The following is a 25,941-nucleotide window of genomic DNA, read 5'->3' as shown; positions in this document are numbered from 1 at the left end:
AAATAGTCCGGTAACGATGGCGAAGAGGCCACACCCGTTCCCATTCCGAACACGGAAGTTAAGCTCTTCAGCGCCGATGGTAGTTGGGACGCGAGTCCCTGTGAGAGTAGGACGTTGCCGGGCAATTATATTGTTCCGCAGTAGCTCAGTGGTAGAGCACTCGGCTGTTAACCGAGCGGTCGTAGGTTCGAATCCTACCTGCGGAGCCATTTTTTTGTCCTGTTTAATGTGCTTCCATAGCTCAGCAGGTAGAGCACTTCCATGGTAAGGAAGAGGTCAGCGGTTCGAGCCCGCTTGGAAGCTCTCGAAAGTAGTTATGAATAGACATCTTATGAATGGCCCCTTGGTCAAGCGGTTAAGACACCGCCCTTTCACGGCGGTAACACGGGTTCGAATCCCGTAGGGGTCACCATTACAAGCTGGAGGATTAGCTCAGCTGGGAGAGCATCTGCCTTACAAGCAGAGGGTCGGCGGTTCGATCCCGTCATCCTCCACCATTTCAAACTAAAAACATTACCAAAAAATACATGGTGAAATTATAAATCATATCGGATATACTAATTAAGTATTCAAAAGAATGGTTTAAAAATGTTATGCCGGTGTAGCTCAATTGGTAGAGCAACTGACTTGTAATCAGTAGGTTGGGGGTTCAAGTCCTCTTGCCGGCACTCTTAATTTCGGAGGGGTAGCGAAGTGGCTAAACGCGGCGGACTGTAAATCCGCTCCTTCGGGTTCGGCAGTTCGAATCTGCCCCCCTCCACCATTATTTTAATAAGCTTTGAGTAATGGACAAGATATTGTCCCTTTTTTTCTTTTTGGGCTATAGCCAAGCGGTAAGGCAACGGACTTTGACTCCGTCACGCGTAGGTTCGAATCCTGCTAGCCCAGCCATTTAGAGCCATTAGCTCAGTCGGTAGAGCATCTGACTTTTAATCAGAGGGTCGAAGGTTCGAGTCCTTCATGGCTCATTATGCGGAAGTAGTTCAGTGGTAGAACATCACCTTGCCAAGGTGGGGGTCGCGGGTTCGAATCCCGTCTTCCGCTTCATAATAAAATATAATAAAAAAAACCTTAAATGCTATGCTATTTAAGGTTTTTTTTATTATAAAGACTTATCTTAAACTCAAAAAGATAGAAGCACTTAAAAATATGAAAAAAGGGTTTATGTCATTTAGGTGAAAAGAGTTCAATAGTAATTACACTCTTCTGGCAGTCAGCTTTCGTTTATTAAAACAAGTATTTAAAGTTGTTCTGGAGGGCTTTGGAGACTGAGGCAGAAAATTGAGGTATGATAGAAACATTGAAGGGTTTCAGAAAAACAGAGAATGACTTGTGATTCAGGTGAAGGGTAAATAGGTGGATGCATAAGGAACAAAGGTAAAATGTTTTGGAGAGGAAAGATATGGAGGATAATTGAAACCAACGAGGGCGAAGAAAGTTATCTTATAGATAAGATGAATCCTCTGAATATTCTCCGATCATAGTAAGTTGCGGTAAGGCAATCTATGTTGCAGGAGAGGGGACATAGTCTGGTTTAAACTGTGTATGACTTGATAACAAGCTTTTATAAAGAAAAGCAGCATCCCTACCTACTGGATTACTGCTTTTTATATACGTATCTAGTTTGAGTTTGATAGAGATTAATTAGCGAATCCAGTTCAGTACTTGCTTTTATGACATCAGAGTCAAGCATCGAGGTCGATGAGGCAAGTAGAATCATTCGTTGGCGACATCGTTCTATATCTTTCATAAGTATATGTAGTTCCAAGTCTTCACTCCTATCTGCAAGTGGTTTATTTTACCTTTATTACCCATTTTTATACATATTAAACAAGTGTTGGTTCTAAAAACAAATATTAAATATAATGAAACTTTTCTCAAGGCCAATGCGTATAAATGCTGAGGGCCTCAAATGCGGAGGATGGACAATTTGGAAGGACTTATTAAAGAAAGAATCCAGCAAGTGCTGGGAGGTAAACAACAAGCATATGAGGATATTGTTGAATTTTATAAGGACAGGGTATTTCAATTATGCTATCGCATGCTGGGTGACCGCCATGAAGCAGAGGATGTGGCACAAGAAGCTTTTTTACGTGCTTATTTGAATATCCAAACATTCCAGATGAACAGAAAGTTCTCCACGTGGTTATACCGAATTGCTACAAATCTATGTATCGATCGAATACGTAAAAAGAAACCGGATTATTATCTCGATGCAGAAGTAGCAGGTACAGAAGGGCTTGATATGTACTCTCAGATTCCTTCAGATACTAAGCTGCCTGAAGAAGAACTGGAGAGCTTAGAGCTTAAGCAAAAAATCCATAATGAGATTCAAAATTTACCTGAAAAATATCGTTCGCCTATAGTATTAAAATATGTAGATGAACTTTCTTTAAAAGAGATAAGTGAAATTCTTAATTTACCTGTAGGAACTGTGAAAACACGAATTCATAGGGGAAGAAATGCACTGAGAAAATCGATGCGATCTATATAAATGAGGTGGATTAAAATGAAACAATGCCCTGAAAACATCGAAGATTATATGCATGATTATCTCGACGATGACATTACTGAAGAGCATGCGAATGTGCTTCTTGGACATATAGCAGAATGTGATGAGTGTATGAACACATTTCATGAGCTCAATAAGACAGTTGCATTCCTGAAAAGCACTCCTATTACTGCACCGAGCGGATTTACTGCGAATGTAATGGGTAATTTGCCGAAGCAATCAAAAGGAGTCATAGTTACAAAATGGCTGCAGAGAAATCCTGTATTAATAGCTGCATCTCTTTTCATCCTTCTGATGGGCAATACCTTATTTTCCTATTGGGGAGAAGATGAAAAGCAATTTTCTGTCTCAAAAGACCCTAATCTGATTGTTGAAGGACAAACTGTGATAGTCCCTGAAGGAAAGATAGTTAAAGGGGATCTAGTAGTTAAGAATGGGGATATAAAAGTAGAAGGAAAAGTTAATGGGGATGTAACTGTTATCAATGGAGATAATTATTTGGCTGGAGCGGGTGAGGTTAATGGAAATATAGAAGAAATTGATCAACTCTTCGAATGGATTTGGTACCATATGAAGAGTACCGTATCAGACGTATTTTAATTTATTGGAATAGACTCAAGCTAGGCTATCTGTTAGGATGGCCTTTTTTTCTATGCAGGAATTCGTACTGAATTCTTAGAGTTTATGGAACAGTATGATATAATAAAGGGGTTATACTAACATAACGGTATATAACCGTTCATGGGAAAGGACATGACTGGAGGAAATGACATGCCGTTTCTAAACAACTTTTCTTTATTGGATTATATTATCAGCATAACCGACATATTTCTTGTTTGGTTTGTTTTTTATAAATTATTACAAATTATTCAAGGTACAAAAGCTGTACAGCTATTACGTGGAATCATCCTGATTGTGTTTGTTCGTTTTGCCAGTGAGATCATTGGATTAAATACATTAAGTTATATAATGGCAAACGTAATGAATTGGGGAGTATTAGCGATTATCATTATCTTTCAGCCTGAATTACGAAGAGCGCTCGAACAATTGGGCAGAGGTCGTTTATTTACCAGGACAAATTTTCAGGAAGAGAATGTACAGGAACGAATGATTGAAGCCATTATTAAATCAACTACTTATATGGCCAAGCGCCGGATTGGTGCCTTGCTTTCTATAGAAAGAGACACAGGCCTAAATGATTATATTGAGACAGGTATACATTTGGATGCCAAAGTATCATCTGAGTTATTAATTAATATTTTTATACCGAATACCCCGTTGCATGATGGGGCTGTCATCATACAAAATGGGACAGTTGCAGCAGCAGCGTGTTATCTGCCATTATCTGAAAGTCCGTTCGTTTCAAAAGAATTGGGGACAAGGCACAGAGCGGCGCTTGGGATAAGCGAAGTCACAGATAGCTTGACTATTGTTGTTTCGGAAGAGACGGGGAGTATATCTTTAACTAAAAACGGAGAGCTTTATCGGAATCTTTCGATAGATGAACTGCAAAATATGCTTGAAAATGAATTGTCTATAAATAATAAAACGACCTCTTCGAATATTTGGAATTGGAGGTCGAGAAAAGATGGATAAACTCACTTCTAATAGTTGGTTTATGAAAATTGGAGCTTTTATTGTCGCGATATTCCTGTTTTTCTCTGTCAATAGAGATCCAGTCAATAATTCTAATAATCCTTTTGATACACCTTCAAGTACAGAAACAGCCACAATTAAAAATGTACCTGTGGAGGTTTACTATGATACGGACAATTTAATTGTCAGTGGGATACCAGAAACTTTGGATATTACGATAGAAGGGCCTAAGAGCCTTGTCATATCAGCTAAAAATAAAATGGATTTTGAAATATATGTAGATTTATCTGATCCTAAAATTGGTTCTCAAAAGGTACCAATCAAGGTGAAGAATTTATCTGATAAAATTAACTATACACTGACTCAGGCCAATGCAACAGCAGTAGTGGAAGAGAAAGTGGTCGAGGAATTTAAAGTGGAAGCTGAATTTGATAAAACACTTTTGGCGGAAGGATACACCGCAGACCCACCGTATGTGAATCCATCAACAGTTAATATAACTGGAGCCAAGAGCCAAATTGATAAAATTGCTATTGTAAAATCAACTGTGAAAGCAGACTCGCATATAACAGATGATATTACAACGGAAGCAACGGTGCAGGCTCTTGACAATAATATGAACTTGTTAGAAGTAAATATTGAACCAAGTACAGTTGATATATCAATTAATGTAAACAGCCCTTCAAAAAAGGTGAGCCTATCTGCTGAAGCTACTGGCTCACCACCTGAAGGCGTTACGATTGAAAGTATAAAGATAGACACAGAAACGGCTACCATCTATGGTGGGGAATCCATTCTTAAGGATATTAAGGAAATAAAGGTACCCGTCGATATAAGCAATATTGATGATGATACTGTGATTGATATACCTGTCAGTTTACCTGATGGAGTAGTTGGGTCTTCTGTCGACACTGTAAAAGTAACGATCAAGATAAAGAAGGAAAATGCTCGAACTATCTCGAATATACCTATTGTAATAAGAGGGTTAGACGAGGAGAAATATAGAGCTGAAATTCTCGATCCTTCAAATGGTATGATAGACTTGGCCATTGAAGGAGATGAATCTAAGATAAAATCCCTGAAATCCAGTGATTTCGATACATTCATTGATATAAAAGAACTGACTGAGGGAAGTCATAATGTAACCTTAGAGGTGAATGCACCGGATAAGGTACATTGGGAACTTCCCAACAACAGTAAGACAGTTAAAGTAGAATTAACAGAAAAAGATTCAGAAGGATAATTAACCTACACTCTTCCGATAGATAATAGGGAAATATAGGCATTAAACAGGAAGAGAATTAGCAGAAGGAGAGATTTTTAATGGGTAAATATTTCGGTACAGATGGTGTGAGGGGTGTAGCTAACAGCGAATTGACACCAGAGCTTGCTTTTAAGCTAGGCCGATTTGGTGGATATGTTTTAACGAGGCATAATGAAAATCGTCCTAAGGTAATAATTGGCCGCGATACGAGAATATCCGGATTTATGCTGGAAAGTGCTTTAGTTGCTGGACTTCTTTCAATTGGAGCGGAAGTTATGCGTTTGGGCATCATTTCAACACCTGGTGTTGCTTATTTAACAAAAGCTTTAGGCGCAGAAGCGGGTGTTATGATTTCAGCCTCCCACAACCCTGTAGCGGATAATGGCATTAAATTCTTCGGCTCTGATGGGTTTAAGCTATCGGATGATCAGGAAGAAGAAATTGAAGCATTATTGGATATGGAAGAAGATAGACTGCCAAGACCAGTTGGCGAATACATTGGAAGAATTAATGACTACCTTGAAGGTGGGCAGAAATATATTCAATATTTAAAACAAACAGCGGATGAAGATTTTACAAATATTCACGTTGCCCTAGATTGTGCACACGGAGCTACCTCTTCCTTAGCAACACATTTGTTTGCAGACTTGGATGCTGATGTTTCGACAATGGGTGCTTCTCCAAATGGATTGAATATAAATGAAGGTGTCGGTTCGACACATCCGGAAAAGCTGGCTGAATTTGTATTAGAAAAAGGTGCAGATGTAGGTCTGGCATTTGATGGAGATGGAGACCGTTTGATAGCGATTGATGAAAAAGGCAAGATTGTTGATGGAGATCAAATTATGTTCATTTGTGCCAAATACATGAAAGAGCATAACCGCCTTAAGCATAATACGGTTGTTTCAACAGTCATGAGTAATATGGGATTCTATAAAGAATTAGATGTAAATAAAATCTTGAGTGCACAGACTGGTGTTGGAGATCGGTATGTTGTTGAAGAAATGAAAAAAGGTGGATATAACCTAGGCGGTGAGCAATCAGGCCATATTATTTTCCTTGATTACAATACAACAGGAGATGGATTGCTGACAGGAGTTCAGCTCATTAATATAATGAAGTTGACGGGCAAGCCACTTTCCGAACTTGCAGGTGAAATGCAAGTTTACCCACAGAAACTTGTTAATATTCGTGTAACAGATAAGCATCATGTAACAGATAATGAAAAAGTCAAAGAAATTATCGGAAAAGTGGAAGAGGAAATGAGCGGCAATGGACGTATTCTTGTGAGACCTTCGGGTACAGAGCCACTTGTTCGTGTAATGGCCGAGGCACCTACACAGGAGCAATGCGATCAATATGTTGAGCGAATTGCCGATGTTGTAAGGGCAGAAATGGGATTTTGATTAATAATGAATTTATTTATGCATAAGGGGAACGATTCTTCCTCTTGTGCATATTTTATATATGTATAACTGGATATTCGAGATTATATGTATAATTATGTAAATGTTGACGGAATAAGAGTATATGGTGTATGCTGAAAATTGAGTTTGAAATAGCAGGGAGGGTAGATGTTATATTGTTAGTAAAGCGCCAGGACTGGAATGAACCAGTTGACGAGGTGGAGGTTATCGATTTTTCGGCGGATGCCTTCCGGTTGCATGCACAACTGAACCTCTTTTTACTAAATCAGTTTGGTGACAAATTGGACAGAATAAAAAGAGATGCATATATCAACTAAAAATTATTCAGAGATAAGGGGGCAAGAGTGCCCCCGGGCGTTCTTGTTCCCTTCATCTTTTTATAGGAGGATAAACAAGTATGTGTGGAATCGTAGGATATATTGGACATCAAGATGCTAAAGAAATTTTACTAAAAGGCTTAGAAAAGCTTGAATATAGAGGATATGATTCAGCTGGTATTGCTGTTATGAATGAGAACGGTGTACATGTGTTCAAAGAAAAAGGAAGAATAGCGGATCTCCGTGAAGCCGTAGATCCAACTGTACTATCCTCAAAAGGAATTGGGCATACTCGCTGGGCAACTCATGGTGTACCAAGCATAAGAAATGCTCACCCTCACCAAAGTTCGAATGCACGTTTTACAATTGTTCATAACGGTGTAATTGAGAACTATGAGTTATTAAAGAGGGAGTACCTTCAAGATACAGATTTAGTGAGTGATACGGATACTGAGGTAATCGTACAGCTTATCAGCAAATTTGTTGAAGAAGGACTTAATGTAGAGGCAGCTTTTGCTAAAACTTTGAGTCTATTGCATGGTTCTTATGCAATTGGCTTACTGGATGCACAAGATGAAGACATCATTTATGTAGCTAAAAATAAAAGCCCGCTTTTAGTAGGTGTAGGTACTGATTTTAATGTAATCGCAAGTGATGCGATGGCTATGCTGCAAGTTACTGACCAATTTGTTGAACTAATGGATAAAGAGATTGTACTTGTTACGAAAGATCAAATTACCATTAAGCAATTAGACGGTACAGTGATTACGCGTGAACCTTATACAGCAGAGCTGGATGCAAGCGATATTGAAAAAGGAACATACCCACACTATATGCTAAAAGAGATAGATGAGCAGCCTTTAGTGACACGTAAAATCATTCAAGCATACCAGAATGAAGCTGGAGTGCTAGAAATAGACGAATCCATTATTGAAGCAATTAATGAAGCGGATCGTTTGTATATTGTTGCATGCGGAACAAGCTATCATGCCGGCCTTGTTGGAAAACAAATGTTTGAAAAAATGGCTAAAGTACCAGTAGAAGTACATGTAGCTTCTGAATTCGTCTACAATATGCCACTTCTATCTGAAAAACCATTATTCATTTTCATTTCCCAAAGTGGCGAAACAGCAGATAGCCGTGCCGTACTTGTTGAAGTGAAAGAAATGGGCTATAAAGCTTTAACGATTACTAATGTACCTGGCTCCACTTTATCCCGTGAAGCTGACTTCACGTTGTTGTTACATGCAGGTCCTGAAATTGCTGTTGCATCTACTAAAGCTTACACAGCACAAATGGCTGTATTAACAATCCTGGCGGCTGTTGTAGCGAAAGCAAAAAATCAATTAGCAGATTTTGATGTTGTAAAAGAACTGGGAATCGTAGCGAATGCAATGGAAGCTCTATGTGATGACAAAGATAAATTCGAAATGATTGCACGTGAATATCTTGCTGTTACACGTAATTGTTTCTTTATCGGACGTTCTGTCGATTATTTCGTTGGCCTTGAGGGTGCGTTGAAGCTGAAAGAAATTTCCTATATTCAAGCGGAAGGCTTTGCCGGTGGTGAACTTAAACACGGTACAATTGCCTTGATTGAAGAAGGAACACCTGTTATTGCTTTGGCAACACAGGAAGCTGTAAACCTAAGCATCCGCGGTAACGTAAAAGAAGTCGTAGCACGTGGCGCTAACCCATGCATCATCTCCATGAAAGGACTTAACCAAGAAGGAGACGCATACGTACTTCCAGAAGTTAACCCAATGTTAACACCTCTTATCTCTGTAATACCTTTACAACTTATTGCTTACTATGCATCCCTTCACCGTGGCTGTGATGTGGATAAACCTCGTAATCTAGCAAAATCGGTTACGGTTGAGTAAGGGATAATCCCTAATCTAATAAAAAAACCTATTGCGGATAAGTTACTCCGCAATAGGTTTTTTTTATTTTTATTTTAATTCACACCAAGATATTTACTTTTTATTTTTAAAGCGCATTCATTTACATGCTATAATAATAATAGTAATTGTACATAATCTCAGAGACAGATCATATAAATTTTGTTTTTAATACTAAAATACAGGTGTGTGAAGGTATGGGAATGAAACTTTCGGATATACCAAAGAAGAAGAAACCTTTGTATATGGCAGTATATGATAAACTTTTTAAACGAATAATGGATGGCACGTTTTCGACTGAAAGTAAATTGCCCACTGAACCTGAATTAGCCAGAATGCTGGGTGTAAGCAGAATGACATTGAGACAGGCGTTAGCGTTGTTACAGGATGATGGTTTAGTCAGCACTGTTCATGGAAAAGGAAACTTTATTACAAAGGGTTCCAATATAAAGAATAGAGGTCTAGAAAAAATCGGAAATCCTATATATAAATGTCATACCGAAACAATTGACGAAGTAGAATTGTATTTTAGTTTAGATTTAGAAAGTGAATATACTCAGCAGGTATTAAAAAGAAAAGTTGCAGCGGTTGTTGCTTTTGATCGCTGGTATAAACGAAAGGGAGAAGTAGTTGCTTATTCTTTTACATTTATGGCAATCGATGTGGTTTCTGAATTGAATTTGGATCTGAAGAATGAACAGCAATTGTTAGAAATGCTAGAAAGAAAAGTATATAAATTGGCAAATTCGGCTACAGTCGAAATTAGACATTCAAACTTTATGAATGTACCTTCATCTAAATACACACTGGATGGTGGAGAACAATGCGACTTATTACTAGAAAGTGTCTATATAAATGAGCAATATCCTATTGTTTATAACAAATACTATATTCCTAAAGAGTTTAGTTCAATAAATATAAACGCTACAAAATAATATATAAATATTAAACGAGAAGGATGAATCTATCACAAAGATTCATCCTTTTTATATGTGAATGATGTGCTAGTATGAAAGATTTGCAATAGATCGGCTATCTTCAAGTAGTATACGGATTATCAATAGTAAAAACACCTTTTTTAAAGAAGATTTATTGATATGAAATATATATAATATACATCTATCTAGACAACTATATAAAGTTGTTTGAAAAATAAGCAATTTAATCCTCTCCACTCATTGACAGAGCATTAATTAACGTGCTATGTTAAAAATATCCTGTGATACAACTTTTTGGACAACTATAAATAAGTTGTTTGTTAGATGGTTTCCTTAATACAAGAAAGCGATTGCAGGGTTGGTATTGATTTTTTATTTAGGAGCGAATGAGGGTGAGCACACAAATACATCAAGAAAAATCGTATATTAAACCAAACGGAGTAGAAACTACAGAAACATTGCTTTTGCCTGGAGTTCTTTGCGAGCATTAATATAAGCAATCTATTAATTTATCTATACTCGTGAAATGATTCACTTATAAACTTACTATTTTATTCTTCGCAACAACTGAATAAGAGAAATATTGCAATCAAGAGAGCATTAACAATTTAATGAAAGAAAGTGAACTGACAAATGGTTACAATTAATGAAAATTCGCCGGAAGCCAATTATAATCGTGTAAAAAAGGCTGTACCTGCTATTCTATTCTTCTTTGTTTTTGCGTTAATTATTGATAATTCTTTTAAATTAATTTCCGTTGAGATTGCAAACGATCTCGGTATTTCAGCATCAACTGTCAGTTGGCAAGCCACGCTTGCAGGACTGGTTATTGGAATAGGAGCGGTCGTTTACGCATCTTTAGCCGATTCTATCAATATAAGGACACTTATAATTGCGGGGATTATCCTAACATGCGTCGGTTCTATATTAGGTTTCGTTTTTCAAGATTCATTTATGATGATTTTAATTTCAAGAGTGATTCAAGCATCTGGTTTAGCAGCTGCTGAAACATTATATGTCATCTTCGTCATGAAGCATTTGCATAAAAAAGATCAGAAGCTATTTTTAGGTTTAAGTACAAGTAGCTATTCATTATCCCTTGTCATTGGTTCAGTAACGGGTGGATATATATCTACCTATCTTGATTGGACCATTTTGTTTATCATTCCGTTGTTATCGCTTTTGATTCTCCCTTTTATTATGAAATATCTGCCGAAAGAAGAGTCAAAAAAGAGCTCCATTGATGTGATTGGATTAATACTGATTGCAGCAATTGCCACAAGCATCATGCTGTACATGTCTAACTTTAATTGGATCTTTATTATCCTCTTTATCATTGCGTTAGGGTTGTTCATAGCGTATATCCAAAGAAGCTCTAAGGCTTTAATAAGTATTTCGTTTTTCAAAAATAAGAGATTCGTAAATACACTCGGAATTGCATTTATTGTTTATTCCATTCAATTAGGATATATTTTTATGTTTCCATTCCTGATACAAGATTTATATGGATATGAACTGGATAAGGTTTCTCTATTGTTAATTCCCGGCTATATTATTGCTGTTATAGTTGGTGCTCTTTCTGGGAAAATTAGTACATTTTTATCAAGCAAAATGACTATTTCGATAGCTATCCTTTGCATTGCGCTTAGTCTAGTCCTACCAGGCTTATTTGTGGAAAGTTCCGTAATCATTTTCGTTATTTCCATGATTTTATTCTCTGGATCATTTGCATTGATGTATGCTCCATTACTAGATACATGTATTGGTACGATTGCAACTGAAAAAACAGGAACAGCAATTGGTTTTTATAATCTGATTATAAATGTATCTGCATCTATTGGAGTAAGTTATACTGCAGCAATGATGGACTCACTATCATATAGTACGATCTTATTCGTTCTATCTATTCTCACATTATTTGCATTTGTAGCGTACTGGTTATTCGTAGAGCGTCTGGATAAAGCAGTGCATGCAGTTAAATTGGGAGAAACAGAATAATTATCATATTTATATAGATAAGTTAAGCGTACAAGATAAAGTGCCTTTTGTTAGTAAAAGTAAATAGTAAAATAGCAAAAGCGCTTCCTGCAGGAGGCGCTTTTACTAATCAGGCAGCAATTGTTAATGAAGCACATTGGGTAATTCCGGGAGGATAGAGAATCCGGTGATATGGCTGCTACTGCTGCTCAGCTGCCAGGATTATTGGAGAGACCGTCATTCAGGCTGTGGTAGATTATTTAGATGATAAAGAAATTAAAAAATTATATCAGAGCGCTCAAGTTTATAAAAGAATGATAGATATTGTGATTAGTGTTAACGCATCAAAGTTATGGTTCGGAATACTCAGGCTGTCGACAAGGTCGGCAGCTTTTTTGTATGTAAAGACAAAAAGAAGGTTCTACTAGAATGGTATTGCCGTATGTTATAGCATATGGCAAAAGAAATATATATTAAAAAGACGGACTTTTATAGCTGTTTCTTTCATATAAATATAGCACACTAGACAAAATCGGAGGATTGATAATGGATTGGAATGAAGAGTATGACGTTATCGTAGTAGGCAGTGGCGCAGGAGGATTGGTAGCAGCGATTACATCTGCACATGGTGGTCTTCGTACAGCCATCATTGAGAAAGGGTCTGTATGGGGTGGTTCATCGGCTTTATCTGGCGGAGGGTTGTGGATTCCGAATAACCATGTTTCAAAAAATGCCGGCTTACAGGATAGTGAGGAAGAAGCACTTACTTATATGCAAGAAATAATAGAGGACACTGGTCCAGCATCTACGTATGAGAGAAAAGTAGCCTATGTAAAAAATGGCCACAGAATGGTAAAGTTTCTGGAGGATTTAGGGATGAAGTGGGTAGCGGGTTCTTTGTATCCAGATTATTATCCCGAAAAACCCGGTGGGAAAATAGGTCGCTCTATTGAGGCTGAAATTGTTGACGCTAGGCTTTTAGGCGAAAATGAAGCGACCTTGCGGGTTGGTGAACTTGAAGCTCCAATGCCCCTCTATTCCGGCAAAGTAGCCTCTTTACCCAAGGCTTTTACAAATGCAAAAGATTTTAACACGGTTGTCGGTATGTTCTTGAATGGATTTAAGCATAAGATCAAAGGTGAACATGCTATATCTATTGGAGGAGGATTAGTTAGTCGTCTACTTATGCTTACAAAGAATTATCATATTCCACTAATGTTATCAACGCCTTTAAAAGATTTAATTATGGAGGATGATAATATTATAGGAATTGAGGCTGAAAAAGAGGGAAAGCCGTATTTCATTAAATGTCAGGCAGTGATATTGGCGGGGGGAGGATTTGAACGAAACTTGGAGTTGCGTAAAAAATATCATCACATAGGTACAGACTGGACAGCTGCAAGTCCGGATAACACAGGAGATATGCTGTTAATTGCAGAAAAGCATAACATAGATACTGCTTTAATGGATGATGCCTGGTGGGGACCAACGACGATTGACGCGAGCGGTGCCCGGAAATTCCTTGTTTATGAACGATCAATGCCCCACAGTATAATTGTGGACCAAACAGGAGAGCGTTATTTTAACGAGTCGCAATCCTATACGGATGCAGGTCATGCCATTTTGGAGAGGCAAGAAAAGAATGGTAAAGCCATACACTCATGGCTCATTATGGAGAGTCGGAATCGCAATAAGTATTTGTTTGGTGACATGCTTCCGAGAAGGACACCTAATAGCGCAATCGAAAGCGGTTTCTTAATAAAAGCGAATTCCATTGAAGAATTGGCGGAGAAATGCAAAATTGATATAGGTGGTTTAAAAAATACAGTTTCCAGGTTTAATCAATTTACAGATATAGGGTTGGATGAAGATTTTGGCCGCGGAAACTCTGCGTATGATAATTATTACGGTGATCCCACTTATAAAAATCCTAACTTGGGTGCAATTGAAAAACCTCCATTTTACGCCTGTAAAATTTATCCTGGTGACTTAGGCACAAAGGGAGGTATTGTAGCTAATGAATATGCTCAAGCCCTTCGCAATGGAGCGCCGATAGAAGGTTTGTATGCAACAGGTAATTGTTCAGCATCTGTAATGGGGCGTGTATACCCTGGTCCAGGTTCCACATTAGGTCCTACTACCGTATTTGGATATATATCAGCTAATCATATAAAAGAAAGACTTCTACAAACAACTGCAAAAACCTCAGACCTATTATAATAATCATAATCTTTTAAAAGATGAAATCTAAATGACAAATTCTGATGTTAATCATCTATTGTTCAATTTTATTCTATAGTCATCTACACTCCTAACTAAGACTTAACGACATGTACAAAGTTATAAAGACCGTCCTTTACTGTATAGAGGATGGTCTTTTCTTATGCAGATATTTACTGTCTTCCAATATATTCATATAATTCCTATTCATCTAACTTATTGAAGCTTATAATAGAGTCATTCATATTAGTTTTTTGAAAGTGGGAATATCATTCATGAGTTCAAATGATGAAAAGCCGTTTCGAGAGATGGGAATTAAGGAAAAAGTTGCGAATATTGCTGGTATATTACTTATCATTTTCTTGCCCCTATCGTTTGTGTTGGGAGTTACTTACTTTGGATTCGCAGGTTTTTTCAGTCTATTTGGGGGAGAGTATGACTCTCGAACTGCACTCCTCATTTTTGTGGTGTTTCTATTTTTGCTTGGCTTGGTGCTAGACCCACTTTCAATGGTGCTTGTTAAATTATCAAAAAACTATATAACTGGTCCCTATCAATTATTTGCAGTAAAGTTTCTGTTTAACTGCATATTTAACTGGTTGACTATTTATACGGTAGATGAATTTATGGACAGTATTACCGTTCCTTTTACAGTTGAAATCATTGTGGTTTTATTTATGTTCTTTCTTGAAGAGGCTTTAGAGAAGAAGGGAACATAAGGTGAAAAAACAAGAATTTCCGTTGGTTCTCTGAGAGAAGACTCCGCCATTTTTGCATAGAAAAGGTTTAGAATCTTATAGACAACCTAGATGTATTGTTAGTCTGCTTAATTCTATGAATGAGGAGGAGAGAGCATGCTTCAGGTTAATCACAACGAGTTATCAGGATATAAAGTGAAGAGCATTCAATATTGTACCATCAGTACAAATGAAAAATCAGAATTCTGTTAAGGGAAACAAGGAGATATATATCATTTTTGTGAATAAAATGCATAGGAATCATGCCTTTTTTACATAATAAGAGAAATAACAACTCAACTCAGGAGGATTCTTTATGAGAAAAAGAAGTATGGCAGTATTACTGATATTCCTATGTACGTTTAGTTCGCAGGTTCATGCGGTAATGGGTGCTAAGGAGAAGACCTATTATGATAATTATAGAAGTATTTTGCAGGTGATGAAGGAAGGGATGTCAATGGCACCCCAAACAGGAGATCCAACGCTTGCTTTCTTATATGAAGCGATCCCCCACCATGAAGCTGCCGTTTCCATGTCAGAGAATTTATTAAAATATGATGGTACCAATGATGAGGTGAAGAAGTTGGCAGATTCCATTATTAAGGATCAATTAAATGGAATAAGCAAAATGGAAGAGTTGAAGAACAAACTGAAAGCCAATCCAATCGTTAATAAGCAGGCAGATGCCGCGTATTTGCAGGCTTACAATAAGATATATAATGCGATGATCAAAAAGTTGGAGCGCGCCAAACTAACAGGAAATATCAATAGAGACTACCTAACTGAAATGCTCACGCATCATGAAGCTGGTATTCAAATGGGTGAAAACATCCTAAAATATACTCAAAATCCTGAATTAAGAACAATTGTACAAAATGAGATTGCTACACAACAACGACAAGTTACAGAAATGAATAATCTTTTAAAAACCATTAAATAAGCATGAAAATGAAGGTGACGTGAATCAAATCACGTCACCTTCTTGAATTCTAAGCATAGCTATTAATTGTTATTCCGTGCTTCTCCGCCCTTTTTGCCTATTTCACGGTAGAATTCTTTATTGTGGTTATCAGAAGTAGCTCATCCGCCTTTACGTCCTGCTTCTTCTCTAGACATTTTGTCTGCCATACTAAAACTCCTTTGTGTTTGAGTGATGTTTCTTGGTTATACTCTGTATATTTCCAGCGGGAGTGTAGAAAGGCCACTAAATCCAGGCTTTAATTTAACTGTAACTAGTTTGTAAAAGGAAGAATTACTACACTAATTAAGCGAGAATAAATCAGATTTAAGATTGACTTAATCATTTAAAATAAAGTTCAAAAAAATCTATTCATATATATTCTTTCACGTTTCAAACTTGAATTTTGGTTACAGTTCTTTTAAAAAGAGTTTAAAGATTGATTGTTTGTTAAGAGTGATTTTTATGCATAGTATGGCTATTTATTTTCCTGTATTATACAGAAAGTGCATTTAATTTATTGAGATATTGATATAATGGATAATTGAGAATAGAAAAGAGAGGAACAAGTAGGATGCTGGGGAAATTTTTTTCATATTATAAACCGCATAAGCGGCTATTTTTGATTGACTTTATTAGTGCCATCGTAGTTGCATTACTAGAATTGGCTTTCCCAATGGCAGTACAGTGGTTTATTGATGAATTGTTACCAACAGGAAATTGGAGCATGGTTGTTACGGTCAGTATTTTATTATTGGCGGTTTATGTATTGAGTACATTCCTGCAATTTATTGTGAACTATTTGGGTCATAAACTTGGTATAAATATTGAGACAGACATGAGACAAGAGCTCTTTAATCATGTCCAGCGACAATCATTTCGATTCTTTGATAACACGAAAACCGGCCATATTATGAGCCGTGTGACAAATGACTTATTTGATATTGGTGAATTTGCCCACCATGGACCCGAGGATTTCTTCATTGCGATTATGACCTTCTTCGGAGCCTTTGCCATCATGTTTAATATAAATCCAACCTTAGCGATTGTGGCTGTCATTATGATTCCGTTTTTAATATGGTTAGTGACCTTCAGTAATATGAAGATGAACATTGCTTGGAAAAATATGTACGGCCGTATTGCTGATGTCAATGCCCGAGTAGAAGACAGTGTAGCCGGGGTACGTGTTGTTCAATCTTTTACGAATGAAGCGTATGAAATGGCTCGTTTTGAGCTGAATAATGGGTTATTTCGATCTGCTAAGCTTGTGGCATACAAGGTGATGTCGTGGACACATTCTTCTATTTTTATGATGACAAGGATTCTAACCTTATTGGTTCTTATAGTGGGAGCCTGGCTCAGCTTTAATGGAACGCTGTCTTATGGAGAACTGGTTAGTTTTGTTCTATATACAAATGTTCTAATTAAGCCAATTGATAAAATCAGTGCATTACTAGAACTTTATCCAAAGGGAATGGCAGGCTTTAAACGTTTTCGGGAGCTTATTGAACAGGAACCAGATATACAGGATAAAGAAAATGCAATATTGGTATCTGACTTGAAAGGAAATATATCCTTCAATCAGGTTGATTTTAGCTATGATGAATCAAAGCCGGTTTTAAAGGGTGTTTCTCTCCATTTAAAGGCAGGGGAGACAACAGCATTTGTCGGTCCATCCGGAGCCGGAAAAACCACGATTTGTTCACTCATTCCACGCTTTTATGATGTGGACGCTGGTTCCATTGAAATAGATGGAATAGATATTAGGGAGATGACAACCGAGTCACTTCGTAAACATATCGGGATCGTGCAACAAGATGTCTTTTTATTTACAGGGACCATACGTGAGAATATTGCTTATGGAAAGCTCGATGCTTCATTTGATGAAATCAAGGAAGCGGCTCGCAAAGCTCATTTGGAAAAAATGATTGAACAGCTGCCGGAGGGATATAATACACAGATCGGTGAGCGGGGATTGAAGCTATCAGGAGGGCAGAAGCAAAGACTTGCCATTGCCCGTATGTTTTTGAAAAATCCACCGATTCTCATTTTAGATGAGGCGACATCTGCCTTAGATACGGAAACAGAAAGTATCATTCAGCAATCGTTAAATGAACTGGCTGCAAACCGTACGACGTTAGTAATCGCTCATCGCTTAGCGACCATTCGTAATGCCGACCGCCTGATTGTGGTGACTGAAGAGGGCATAGCAGAGGATGGGTCTTACACAGAATTACTGAATCAAAATGGGATATTTGCAAACCTGCATCGAATACAATTTGGAAAAGAGACAGTTTAATATATCCTTAAATAAAACAGGTAGTGGAATGAACAGAATCTTCAATTGATGGATTTTTTCAATTGAATAAAGTTCAGACTGCTACCTGTTTTAGTTTTTTACTTATTTACTTCCTGCATTCAGGAGATTGCAGAGGTAGGGTACATTCGCAATCTTATGTAGGATCCAACTTCCTAATGTAGATGAGGCCGCTAATTGGGGAGTAAAAACTTCCATAGGTCTTTTATAAAAAAATAGTTTAAGCGTGCAAAAAAGCCTGGTTGACGTTAATCAATCCAGGCTTTTCCTGTGAATTCTAATTTTATTAGATTACATCCTGCTTTAGCTCAGAAGGAGGGTTAAATGCTTTTTCTGATTTAGAGATAACAACCGATGCGAGAGCATTACCCAGTACATTTACAACAGTTCTGCCCATATCGAGGATACGGTCGATACCAGCGATAAATGCTAACCCTTCAACTGGGATACCTACTGTGCCAAGTGTAGCTAATAAGACGACGAAGGAAACTCCCGGTACACCGGCTATTCCTTTAGATGTAATCATGAGAACAAGCATTAGAGTAATTTGATCCATTGCAGATAAATCGATGTTGTACATCTGGGCAATAAACAAAGCTGCCAAGGCTTGGTATAAGGTGGATCCATCTAGGTTAAAGGAATAACCCGTTGGTATGACGAAGGTGGAGATATGTTTTGGACAACCTTCTTTTTCCATTTTATCCATAATTCTTGGTAAAACTGCTTCAGAACTAGCGGTAGAGAAAGCAAGAATAAGTTCTGCTTTTAATACTTTGAACAAGCGGAAGATACTATATCCGACTGCTTTGGCAATCAATCCTAAAACGACAACGACAAAGAAAGCCATTGTTCCAAATACGGTAATAACTAACTTTCCTAACGGAATAAGAGATTCTAATCCAAATTTGGAAATCGTTACACCGATTAATCCAAATACACCAATCGGTGCAAATTTCATAATGAGGTTAGTTATATAAAACATAATTTGTGCAACGCCGTCAAAAAAGTTATAAACAGGCTTTGCTCTATCACCGACTGCTGCAACACCTAGTCCGAAAAGGACAGAGAAGAAGATAATAGCAAGCATATCAGTTGTCACAAATGCTTCGAATGGGTTGGCTGGAACAATATGAACGATCATATCAATAATAGATTGGTCTTCCTTGGCTTCAGCAGACCCAACATAGCTGGATATATCTGTTTTCTCCAAATTTTCCATGTTTACGCCTTTACCGGGTTGAAAAATATTAGCGGATAACAGACCTACTATAATGGCAATCATGGTTACACAGACAAAGTATAATAGCGATTTACCACCAAGTTTTCCGACTGCTTTTATGTCTCCAACGCCTGCTATAGCAACTATAATACTGGAGATGATGATAGGTACGACAATCATTTTAATTAAATTGAGGAATATATCTCCGAGAGGCTGCAAGTACGTTTGTGCAGTTATGTTCTGATAAAAAATAGCACCAACAATAATTCCTAATACTAATCCGATTAAAATTTGAGTAGCTAATGAAAATTTAAGTTTAGAAGTTTTCATATTCTAGCTCCCTTCTTTTGATGTTTTTTAGGATATAAACTGCTTCAGGTTAAATCTTGCTTTCTATCTATCTTCGAAGAGGAGAGTTAAGATAATGAATAGAAGTTGAGAGCAAGAAAAATAGGTAACTAGTTAAGAAGTCTAACTAAGTTTCTATAAACAGAATTAACAAAACAATAGAGGTACCGAGGAGAGGCAAAATTGGTATTTAAGGTTTTTATTGGTACGGTTGGTACAATAAACACATTTTAACACAAATGTTCAGAAAAAAGGAAATTTGAGCAACCGATCCATGCAACCAGATTAGTTAGAGTTGAAAGACGAAAAACGAATAGGTAAGACAATAGAGAAAATCATCTTTAGTCATGGGCTAAAAGAGTAAACATTTAGGAGCCCACTCAGGACTTAGGATTTAAATTTTTGAAAAATCGTTTAATATTTGAAAAATATGGTAAGAAGATACTAAAAGAGGAGGCTAATCTATGATTAAAAAGACTGGTGTTTTCATATTAATGCTCATGATTATTTTATTGGTAGCCTGTAATAAAGAAGAGGCCGAGCAAACTAAAAATGATACAAAGAATAGCGGGTCGGATAAAGTACAGAGTAAAGTAATTGATATTTATAACAATAAGAAAGAGAAGATAGGAACGGCAGAGCTGAACGAGGTAGCAAAGGGGGTAGTGATTGAATTGGAAGCAAAAGGTCTGCCGCCGGGATTGCATGGTTTCCATTTCCATGAAAAGGGGATATGTGAGGCTCCTGATTTTGAGTCTGCTGGCGGACATTTTAATCCAACTGATGCAAAGCATGGGGCGGAGCATGAGGGAGGCCCGCATGTCGGAGATCTTCCAAATCTTGATGTAAATAAGGATGGAGTTGCTAAGGTTACAGTAAATGCAGAAGATGTGTCTTTATCTGATGGGGATGATGTATCTCTGGTCGATTCTGATGGAACTGCATTAGTCATTCATAAAAATCCTGATGATGGAAAAACACAGCCATCAGGTAATGCCGGTGACCGGATAGCTTGTGGAGCTGTTAAATAAGGATTAAACAGGAAGAAAATGTCACAATAAAAGAGAATAGCAGAAAGGCTGAATCATATGGGGTTCAGCTTTCTTTTTTTGCCTTTACTAATTCTATTTTATTCCTTTAAAGACAGCGAGATTGTGATTAGACAAGGATTCTTCCTTGAATTATAGTTATTAATGTACATAATAATTGCGTGTTGGAGGGATTCATTAATGACAGGACCTCTTTTTTTAAAGCCTGTTTTTCAAGAAAGAATTTGGGGTGGGACAGAGCTTAGAACTAAATTTGGATATGATATTCCATCTGAATATACAGGTGAATGCTGGGCGATTTCCGGTCATATAAATGGCCCATCGATTATCGAAAATGGACCTTATGCAGACAAGACTTTAATTGAATTATGGAATGAAGAACGGCATTTATTTGGGAATATGGAAGGGGAGGTATTCCCTCTCTTAACAAAAATTTTGGATGCCAATGCTGATTTATCCGTACAGGTCCACCCGAATGATGAATATGCGAATCTCCATGAAAACGGTGAACTGGGCAAAACAGAATGCTGGTACATTATTGATTGTAAGGAAGGTGCAGAAATGATATACGGGCATACTGCGCAATCCAAAGATGAGTTTACGTCCATGATTGAAAAGGGTGAATGGAATCGTTTATTGCGTCGTGTAGCAATTAAGCCTGGAGACTTCTTCTATGTTCCAAGTGGAACGGTCCATGCTTTGTGTGAGGGTACACTTGTGCTTGAAACACAACAAAGCTCTGATACAACATACCGTGTGTATGACTATGACCGTAAAGATCAAAAGGGGCAAAAACGAGAACTTCATATTGAAAAATCAATAGATGTGAGCAGGGTACCTCATAAAGATGCTGAGGTGCAGAGTACCCAAACGGTGATGCCTGGTGCAGAATTGACAACATTTGTGGAAACAGAGTTTTTCTCCGTTTATAAATGGGATATCAGTGAAGTAACTTCCTTCCAACAGAATCAGCCTTTTATGCTTTTTAGTGTTATTAATGGAGAAGGGGTCCTTAAAACAACTATGGGGAAATATACGTTAGAAAAAGGCACTCATTTTATTCTTCCATCTGGTATAGGTGATTTTGAACTTGAGGGAAATCTTTCCCTAATCGTGTCACATCCATAAAATGAAAGCGTAAGGGGAAACTTCCTCTTACGCTTTCATTTTATCTGTGAATCGTTTTGTTATTTGATGAGGGCGTGTAATGGCACCACCAACCACGACAGAATGGGCACCAACTTCTAAACAGCGTTTGGCCATTTCTGGATTCAAAATATTCCCTTCTGCAATAACCGGGATTTTGACAGTTGAAACAAGATCCCGCAACAATTTGTAGTCATCATCATAAATAGATTTCCTGCTTGTATACGGTGTATAACCTACCAATGTTGTAGATATACAATCAAAACCAATTCGTTCTGCTTCAATGGCTTCACCAAGAGTAGATATATCGGCCATAAGTAATTGATTAGGGAAGTGAAGGCGGATGGATTGCACAAAGAATTCGAGTTCCACTTTCGATGGTCGAGGCCGATAAGTGGCATCCAGGGCAATCATATCTGCTCCGGCAGATACGATTTCACTTACCTCTCGAAGTGTGGGTGTAATATAGACAGGTGAATCAGGATAATCACGCTTCACGATTCCTATGACAGGTAATGGAACCTCCTCTTTGATAGCAACAATGTCATCATACGAATTAGCCCGAATGCCGGCTGCACCGCCTTCCATCGCAGCAAGCGCCATTTTACTCATAATCATTGAGCTATGGAGTGGCTCATCTTCAAGAGCTTGGCATGAAACAATTAAACGATCTTTGATAGCCTGTAGCATGTAGTCTTTACCTCCTGCAATAAATATACGAGTTTCTATTCAATACTATTTTACAGCAGTTAGGTCAATCATGTTTTGGATAATGAATCCAGTCCAGATTCTGTACGAAAATTTATAGGTGTAAACATGATAGATACGGTGATTATTTAATAGAAATATACCACTTTATATAAACGCTAAATTAGATAAAATTGTCTGCTCAGGTCAACGGTTAATTTTTATTCCATAAAAAATTTAAAATCATTGTAGCAGTTCTGAGGAAATTGCTCATGTTTAATAGTCCTAAGAACAGAATAGCAACATACAATCTCAATCTATGTGAGCGGACATGATCGCCATCATGACGGAAGCCTGGGAAAGTGAATCGTTTTTTTAAAAAAAGATAAGACACTGAAGTGACATCCTTTTATATGGGAAAAGGTGGAATAGTAATGATAAAATTAGATGATTGATATAAAGGAGGATACAGCATTGAATCAGGAATTTATATATATCATTTTTATTATTGCGCTTGGTTACCTTCTTAAAAGAGCTGGTATATTAAAAGAATCCGATGGAGCGGTTATTTCGAAAATCATTTTTAATATCACCTTGCCATCCTTGGTCATTGTATCTTTGCAAACTTCAACGATCACTCTGTCTCTAATAGGAATTACTCTTATTGTTGTCCTTTATGGAATTTTCTCGACAGCAGTGGCTTATTTTGTGTTTAGAAAAGAGACACGAGAGATTAAAGGTACTTTTTTAATGCTTGCCTCAGGATATAATGTTGGACTTTTTGCGTTTCCTCTTGTTGAAGCCTTTTGGGGGACAGAGGGATTATTGTATTTTGGGATGTTTGATGTTGGTAACTCATTCATTGTATTTGGGTTAGCCTATTTAGTAGGAAGTTATTTTTCTGAAGATGGTATGAGACTGGAGTGGCACTCCGTTCTGATGAAATTCGGAAAATCGATTCCTTTAATGACTTACCTCATTATGAGTACCCTGAATTTTGGGCATATCCAACTTCCGGCCGTTCTTTTGGATGTAGCAACCATTATATCTAAAGCCAATATGCCACTGGCCTTGTTATTACTCGGAATCTATTTGAAGTTTTCATTTGAAAGGCAATATATTCGTCCTATTATCAAATATTTAGTATTCCGCTATGGCTTGGGGTTACTAGTCGGCATTTCATTATATTTTATCCTGCCGGTTGATGATATGTTTAAATACACCGTTTTAATTGGTTTAGTCCTCCCAATTGGTCTTGCTGTCATTCCATATGCCCATGAATTTAAATATAGAACGACGATGATGATTGGCACTGTATCAAATATATGCATCTTTATTAGTATGATTTTATTGTATTTATTTTCCTATTTTATTTTATAACGCCCATAGAAAACCCCTTTTTCATGCGTATACGGAAAAAGGGGTTTTCTTATCCTAAAATTTATTTAATCGGATTAACCAATTCGAAGCCATTTTGATCCAACTTCACTTTCTGAGTATGTTCCTCTGTTTTTTTGATGTAGGAGCGGTCTGTCAGTACGTTTTGAATCCCTCTCAAAATTAGGTTCAGAGAGAATAAGCTTAAGACAAAACCAAGTGATGGACCGAGCACAATCCATTTATTGTACTGCAATTCTTGATAAGAAAGACCAATCATCCCTGACCATTCATGTGAAAGAGAAGTGGCAATATTAGAAGGATCGCCTGGTGGACCAAGGTCTATCAGTTCATAGCCGCCAATCACAAATAGGAAAGCACCAAGCTGAACAAGCAACACTAGAGATTGGGCAATTTGCTGAAGAAGAATAACAATCATTCTTGGTCTTAGATGATGCATAATATGGACTTTTATAATCCACCACTTCGATCCTCCCAGTAGACGGGATGCATGGATGAATTCGTTTTTTAAGTAATAAAGCAGCTCATTACCGATGACGGAGGTCAATGGAAGAAAGGTAATGATTGCTAGCATTAAGCACTGCTTAAAGAGTATACCCAATCCACTTTCAGATACAAAAAACATCATCGCAATTAATATGGTTGGAATAAAACGAAATGCGCGGGTTAAAGGTTCTATAGCCCAACTGAAGCGTTGACGATATAGTCCGTATAAAATGCCTGTACCTATTCCGAGAACCATTCGTAAAGTCCCAATTAAAGCAGCAATAAATAATGTATATTTAGCTCCTTCTATAACGTTCCAAAATGTATCCTGACCAATTCTGTCTACGCCCAATGGATACTTCAGGCTTGGAGGGTAGGGCGGTTTATCCACAAGGACACCCTCTTCATAGACAAGCTCAGGCGGTGGCTCAAGATGCGGCTTGATCCATGCTGGATAGAGCAGGCTCGTTACAATCAGGATAAATAAAAATAGAAAGCCGATGATAAAAGATGGGTTCTTAAGTAATTTTGTCATCATCATTGCCCACCGCCCATTACACGATTAACAATTGTTTTTCCCCATACATCCAGTAAATAGAAGGGAATAAATAAGAATGTCAATCCAATAGCAATAAACTTGATATCCAGCCCTCTTATAAAAGAGAAAAGCCCATCCATATTAAATAAGCGCTCAAGAATGAGCAGGCTTGAGATAATAAACCAAAGTAGATATTGCAGATTTGAAAAAATAGTGATAGTCGTGTTGCGAAGAATATGTTTAAAAAAAACCTCGCTTTTGGAAAGTCCCTTTGCATAGGCATATTCCACATACATTTTTCCTTCTTCTTCACTGACTGATAAATCAATCATTTGGAATAGCATAAAAATTGGTAAAATAGACAGAGCCAAAATAGGCAGGATGTAAACATGGTCTTCATCTAAAGCGATAGGATCCAGAATGAGCATACCGGTCTTCTTAAAGATCCAAATTGAAAATAATTGAATCGCAAAAATCATGATGACATCTGGGATGGATTGAATAAAGAAGGCTATTTCACGGAAAATTTTCTGAAGGAATCGTGATGAAAAGTAATGGAATAATTCCAGTAATAGGGCTGCGATAAATGTTGCTAATAAAGTGCCCCCTAAAATAAGCAGTGTATAAATGAAAGGTTCTTTCAGACTGGTCCAAAACAACGAAAATTTTGGAACGAGCGGGTATGCGCTTGATTCAATCATAATTTGTATTTGATCGATAAAGAGGAATGCTTCGTAAATATCTCGGGCCTGGTTCGTGAATGCATTCCACCAGCTAATGGATGGGTCTGCTTGATTCCATTCCCATATGGAGCTGAAGATTAGAATAATAAAGATGATAGCCAGTATAGTTAAAATAAAATCCAATAAAAAGGAAGATAATCTTTTTAAATAGTTCATATGTATA

21 protein-coding genes, 9 tRNA genes, 1 rRNA gene and 1 pseudogene are annotated in these 25,941 nt (G+C 37.4%); 26 read left to right on the top strand and 6 right to left on the bottom strand.

Features of this window, described 5'->3' with window-relative positions; genetic code table 11:
- Nucleotides 1-6: 6 nt before the first annotated feature.
- The 10 genes from rrf (at nucleotide 7) to AC4G3K_RS16130 (ending at nucleotide 1,044) form a co-directional block, all read left to right on the top strand.
- A 5S ribosomal RNA gene (gene rrf, locus AC4G3K_RS16175) occupies nucleotides 7-123 on the top strand.
- An 11-nt stretch (nucleotides 124-134) separates the two neighbouring features.
- A tRNA-Asn gene (locus AC4G3K_RS16170) sits at nucleotides 135-209 on the top strand.
- 21 nt (nucleotides 210-230) lie between these two features.
- Nucleotides 231-303, top strand: a tRNA-Thr gene (locus tag AC4G3K_RS16165).
- 34 nt (nucleotides 304-337) lie between these two features.
- Nucleotides 338-412 (top strand) — tRNA-Glu (locus tag AC4G3K_RS16160).
- 9 nt (nucleotides 413-421) lie between these two features.
- Nucleotides 422-497 (top strand) — tRNA-Val (locus tag AC4G3K_RS16155).
- A gap of 98 nt (nucleotides 498-595) precedes the next feature.
- Nucleotides 596-668 (top strand) — tRNA-Thr (locus tag AC4G3K_RS16150).
- An 11-nt stretch (nucleotides 669-679) separates the two neighbouring features.
- A tRNA-Tyr gene (locus AC4G3K_RS16145) sits at nucleotides 680-763 on the top strand.
- Nucleotides 764-816: 53 nt separating this feature from the next.
- Nucleotides 817-891, top strand: a tRNA-Gln gene (locus tag AC4G3K_RS16140).
- A 4-nt stretch (nucleotides 892-895) separates the two neighbouring features.
- Nucleotides 896-968 (top strand) — tRNA-Lys (locus AC4G3K_RS16135).
- 4 nt (nucleotides 969-972) lie between these two features.
- Nucleotides 973-1,044, top strand: a tRNA-Gly gene (locus tag AC4G3K_RS16130).
- A 553-nt stretch (nucleotides 1,045-1,597) separates the two neighbouring features.
- Here the strand turns inward: AC4G3K_RS16130 and AC4G3K_RS16125 are convergent.
- Nucleotides 1,598-1,750: an aspartyl-phosphate phosphatase Spo0E family protein gene (locus tag AC4G3K_RS16125; RefSeq protein WP_491078045.1), complete on the bottom strand. Its 153-nt coding sequence runs from the start codon at nucleotides 1,748-1,750 to the stop codon at nucleotides 1,598-1,600.
- A 171-nt stretch (nucleotides 1,751-1,921) separates the two neighbouring features.
- On the opposite strand from AC4G3K_RS16125, the gene sigW reads away from it, so the two are divergent.
- The 12 genes from sigW to AC4G3K_RS16065 all read left to right on the top strand — a co-directional run bounded on the left by sigW (nucleotide 1,922) and on the right by AC4G3K_RS16065 (nucleotide 15,829).
- Complete coding sequence (gene sigW / locus AC4G3K_RS16120; RefSeq protein WP_491077980.1) at nucleotides 1,922-2,494, top strand: RNA polymerase sigma factor SigW; 573 nt, start codon at nucleotides 1,922-1,924, stop codon at nucleotides 2,492-2,494.
- A 15-nt stretch (nucleotides 2,495-2,509) separates the two neighbouring features.
- Nucleotides 2,510-3,112 carry an anti-sigma factor family protein gene (locus tag AC4G3K_RS16115; RefSeq protein ID WP_491133917.1) on the top strand — a complete coding sequence of 201 codons (603 nt, stop codon included), beginning with the start codon at nucleotides 2,510-2,512 and terminating at the stop codon, nucleotides 3,110-3,112.
- A 171-nt stretch (nucleotides 3,113-3,283) separates the two neighbouring features.
- Nucleotides 3,284-4,108 carry a diadenylate cyclase CdaA gene (gene cdaA, locus AC4G3K_RS16110; protein WP_491133916.1) on the top strand — a complete coding sequence of 275 codons (825 nt, stop codon included), beginning with the start codon at nucleotides 3,284-3,286 and terminating at the stop codon, nucleotides 4,106-4,108.
- Entirely contained in the window at nucleotides 4,101-5,351 is a 1,251-nt protein-coding gene (locus AC4G3K_RS16105; RefSeq protein WP_491077983.1) for a CdaR family protein, read from the top strand. The genes cdaA and AC4G3K_RS16105 overlap by 8 nt, the downstream gene beginning before the upstream one ends.
- Before the next feature lie 80 nt (nucleotides 5,352-5,431).
- Nucleotides 5,432-6,778, top strand: a complete 1,347-nt coding sequence (gene glmM / locus AC4G3K_RS16100) for a phosphoglucosamine mutase (protein ID WP_491077984.1) — start codon at nucleotides 5,432-5,434, stop codon at nucleotides 6,776-6,778.
- Nucleotides 6,779-6,954: 176 nt separating this feature from the next.
- On the top strand, nucleotides 6,955-7,116 hold the full coding sequence (locus AC4G3K_RS16095) for a hypothetical protein (RefSeq protein WP_491133915.1): 162 nt from the start codon (nucleotides 6,955-6,957) through the stop codon (nucleotides 7,114-7,116).
- An 80-nt stretch (nucleotides 7,117-7,196) separates the two neighbouring features.
- The gene (gene glmS / locus AC4G3K_RS16090; protein WP_491077986.1) at nucleotides 7,197-8,999 is read left to right on the top strand and encodes a glutamine--fructose-6-phosphate transaminase (isomerizing); all 1,803 of its coding nucleotides are present in this window, start codon (nucleotides 7,197-7,199) and stop codon (nucleotides 8,997-8,999) included.
- 215 nt (nucleotides 9,000-9,214) lie between these two features.
- Complete coding sequence (locus AC4G3K_RS16085; protein ID WP_491077987.1) at nucleotides 9,215-9,952, top strand: GntR family transcriptional regulator; 738 nt, start codon at nucleotides 9,215-9,217, stop codon at nucleotides 9,950-9,952.
- Nucleotides 9,953-10,588: 636 nt separating this feature from the next.
- A complete protein-coding gene (locus tag AC4G3K_RS16080; RefSeq protein WP_491077988.1) occupies nucleotides 10,589-11,953 on the top strand; it encodes an MFS transporter in 1,365 nt (454 codons plus the stop codon).
- Nucleotides 11,954-12,478: 525 nt separating this feature from the next.
- Nucleotides 12,479-14,152 carry an FAD-dependent oxidoreductase gene (locus tag AC4G3K_RS16075; RefSeq protein ID WP_491133914.1) on the top strand — a complete coding sequence of 558 codons (1,674 nt, stop codon included), beginning with the start codon at nucleotides 12,479-12,481 and terminating at the stop codon, nucleotides 14,150-14,152.
- A gap of 275 nt (nucleotides 14,153-14,427) precedes the next feature.
- The gene (locus AC4G3K_RS16070) at nucleotides 14,428-14,871 is read left to right on the top strand and encodes a YrvL family regulatory protein (RefSeq protein WP_491077990.1); all 444 of its coding nucleotides are present in this window, start codon (nucleotides 14,428-14,430) and stop codon (nucleotides 14,869-14,871) included.
- A gap of 334 nt (nucleotides 14,872-15,205) precedes the next feature.
- Nucleotides 15,206-15,829, top strand: coding sequence for a DUF305 domain-containing protein (locus AC4G3K_RS16065; protein ID WP_491077991.1), 624 nt, complete (start codon nucleotides 15,206-15,208; stop codon nucleotides 15,827-15,829).
- Between the two features lie 65 nt (nucleotides 15,830-15,894).
- On the opposite strand, the pseudogene AC4G3K_RS16060 reads toward AC4G3K_RS16065, so the two are convergent.
- Nucleotides 15,895-16,017 (bottom strand): annotated as a pseudogene (locus tag AC4G3K_RS16060) (KGG domain-containing protein); the annotation flags it as partial.
- A gap of 404 nt (nucleotides 16,018-16,421) precedes the next feature.
- Here AC4G3K_RS16060 and AC4G3K_RS16055 point away from each other — a divergent pair.
- Nucleotides 16,422-18,146, top strand: coding sequence for an ABC transporter ATP-binding protein (locus AC4G3K_RS16055; RefSeq protein WP_491133913.1), 1,725 nt, complete (start codon nucleotides 16,422-16,424; stop codon nucleotides 18,144-18,146).
- A gap of 304 nt (nucleotides 18,147-18,450) precedes the next feature.
- Here the strand turns inward: AC4G3K_RS16055 and AC4G3K_RS16050 are convergent, their stop codons facing one another.
- Nucleotides 18,451-19,713, bottom strand: coding sequence for a cation:dicarboxylate symporter family transporter (locus AC4G3K_RS16050; protein WP_491077993.1), 1,263 nt, complete (start codon nucleotides 19,711-19,713; stop codon nucleotides 18,451-18,453).
- 482 nt (nucleotides 19,714-20,195) lie between these two features.
- On the opposite strand from AC4G3K_RS16050, the gene AC4G3K_RS16045 reads away from it, so the two are divergent.
- A complete protein-coding gene (locus AC4G3K_RS16045) occupies nucleotides 20,196-20,762 on the top strand; it encodes a superoxide dismutase family protein (RefSeq protein ID WP_491133912.1) in 567 nt (188 codons plus the stop codon).
- Between the two features lie 198 nt (nucleotides 20,763-20,960).
- Nucleotides 20,961-21,908, top strand: a complete 948-nt coding sequence (gene manA, locus AC4G3K_RS16040) for a mannose-6-phosphate isomerase, class I (protein ID WP_491133911.1) — start codon at nucleotides 20,961-20,963, stop codon at nucleotides 21,906-21,908.
- Between the two features lie 27 nt (nucleotides 21,909-21,935).
- Here manA and AC4G3K_RS16035 read toward each other — a convergent pair whose 3' ends face one another.
- Nucleotides 21,936-22,616 carry an N-acetylmannosamine-6-phosphate 2-epimerase gene (locus tag AC4G3K_RS16035; RefSeq protein ID WP_491077996.1) on the bottom strand — a complete coding sequence of 227 codons (681 nt, stop codon included), beginning with the start codon at nucleotides 22,614-22,616 and terminating at the stop codon, nucleotides 21,936-21,938.
- Between the two features lie 471 nt (nucleotides 22,617-23,087).
- On the opposite strand from AC4G3K_RS16035, the gene AC4G3K_RS16030 reads away from it, so the two are divergent.
- Nucleotides 23,088-23,993 (top strand): AEC family transporter, encoded by a 906-nt coding sequence (locus tag AC4G3K_RS16030; RefSeq protein WP_491133910.1) that lies wholly within the window; start codon nucleotides 23,088-23,090, stop codon nucleotides 23,991-23,993.
- Nucleotides 23,994-24,054: 61 nt separating this feature from the next.
- Here the strand turns inward: AC4G3K_RS16030 and AC4G3K_RS16025 are convergent, their stop codons facing one another.
- Nucleotides 24,055-25,035, bottom strand: a complete 981-nt coding sequence (locus AC4G3K_RS16025) for an ABC transporter permease (RefSeq protein WP_491133909.1) — start codon at nucleotides 25,033-25,035, stop codon at nucleotides 24,055-24,057.
- On the bottom strand, nucleotides 25,035-25,934 hold the full coding sequence (locus tag AC4G3K_RS16020; protein ID WP_491133908.1) for an ABC transporter permease subunit: 900 nt from the start codon (nucleotides 25,932-25,934) through the stop codon (nucleotides 25,035-25,037). The genes AC4G3K_RS16025 and AC4G3K_RS16020 overlap by 1 nt, the downstream gene beginning before the upstream one ends.
- Nucleotides 25,935-25,941: the final 7 nt, after the last annotated feature.

It is taken from the genome of Bacillus sp. z26 (genome assembly GCF_058313635.1).
This window is presented reverse-complemented; position numbering and strand designations above follow the sequence as displayed.

What these genes read in the sequence shown, in the direction of transcription:
- AC4G3K_RS16125 (WP_491078045.1), bottom strand. Translation starts at nt 1,750, where the DNA reads ATGAAAGATATAGAACGATGTCGCCAACGAATGATTCTACTTGCCTCA.
- sigW (WP_491077980.1), top strand. Translation starts at nt 1,922, where the DNA reads ATGGACAATTTGGAAGGACTTATTAAAGAAAGAATCCAGCAAGTGCTG.
- AC4G3K_RS16115 (WP_491133917.1), top strand. Translation starts at nt 2,510, where the DNA reads ATGAAACAATGCCCTGAAAACATCGAAGATTATATGCATGATTATCTC.
- cdaA (WP_491133916.1), top strand. Translation starts at nt 3,284, where the DNA reads ATGCCGTTTCTAAACAACTTTTCTTTATTGGATTATATTATCAGCATA.
- AC4G3K_RS16105 (WP_491077983.1), top strand. Translation starts at nt 4,101, where the DNA reads ATGGATAAACTCACTTCTAATAGTTGGTTTATGAAAATTGGAGCTTTT.
- glmM (WP_491077984.1), top strand. Translation starts at nt 5,432, where the DNA reads ATGGGTAAATATTTCGGTACAGATGGTGTGAGGGGTGTAGCTAACAGC.
- glmS (WP_491077986.1), top strand. Translation starts at nt 7,197, where the DNA reads ATGTGTGGAATCGTAGGATATATTGGACATCAAGATGCTAAAGAAATT.
- AC4G3K_RS16085 (WP_491077987.1), top strand. Translation starts at nt 9,215, where the DNA reads ATGGGAATGAAACTTTCGGATATACCAAAGAAGAAGAAACCTTTGTAT.
- AC4G3K_RS16080 (WP_491077988.1), top strand. Translation starts at nt 10,589, where the DNA reads ATGGTTACAATTAATGAAAATTCGCCGGAAGCCAATTATAATCGTGTA.
- AC4G3K_RS16075 (WP_491133914.1), top strand. Translation starts at nt 12,479, where the DNA reads ATGGATTGGAATGAAGAGTATGACGTTATCGTAGTAGGCAGTGGCGCA.
- AC4G3K_RS16070 (WP_491077990.1), top strand. Translation starts at nt 14,428, where the DNA reads ATGAGTTCAAATGATGAAAAGCCGTTTCGAGAGATGGGAATTAAGGAA.
- AC4G3K_RS16065 (WP_491077991.1), top strand. Translation starts at nt 15,206, where the DNA reads ATGAGAAAAAGAAGTATGGCAGTATTACTGATATTCCTATGTACGTTT.
- AC4G3K_RS16055 (WP_491133913.1), top strand. Translation starts at nt 16,422, where the DNA reads ATGCTGGGGAAATTTTTTTCATATTATAAACCGCATAAGCGGCTATTT.
- AC4G3K_RS16050 (WP_491077993.1), bottom strand. Translation starts at nt 19,713, where the DNA reads ATGAAAACTTCTAAACTTAAATTTTCATTAGCTACTCAAATTTTAATC.
- AC4G3K_RS16045 (WP_491133912.1), top strand. Translation starts at nt 20,196, where the DNA reads ATGATTAAAAAGACTGGTGTTTTCATATTAATGCTCATGATTATTTTA.
- manA (WP_491133911.1), top strand. Translation starts at nt 20,961, where the DNA reads ATGACAGGACCTCTTTTTTTAAAGCCTGTTTTTCAAGAAAGAATTTGG.
- AC4G3K_RS16035 (WP_491077996.1), bottom strand. Translation starts at nt 22,616, where the DNA reads ATGCTACAGGCTATCAAAGATCGTTTAATTGTTTCATGCCAAGCTCTT.
- AC4G3K_RS16025 (WP_491133909.1), bottom strand. Translation starts at nt 25,035, where the DNA reads ATGATGACAAAATTACTTAAGAACCCATCTTTTATCATCGGCTTTCTA.
- AC4G3K_RS16020 (WP_491133908.1), bottom strand. Translation starts at nt 25,934, where the DNA reads ATGAACTATTTAAAAAGATTATCTTCCTTTTTATTGGATTTTATTTTA.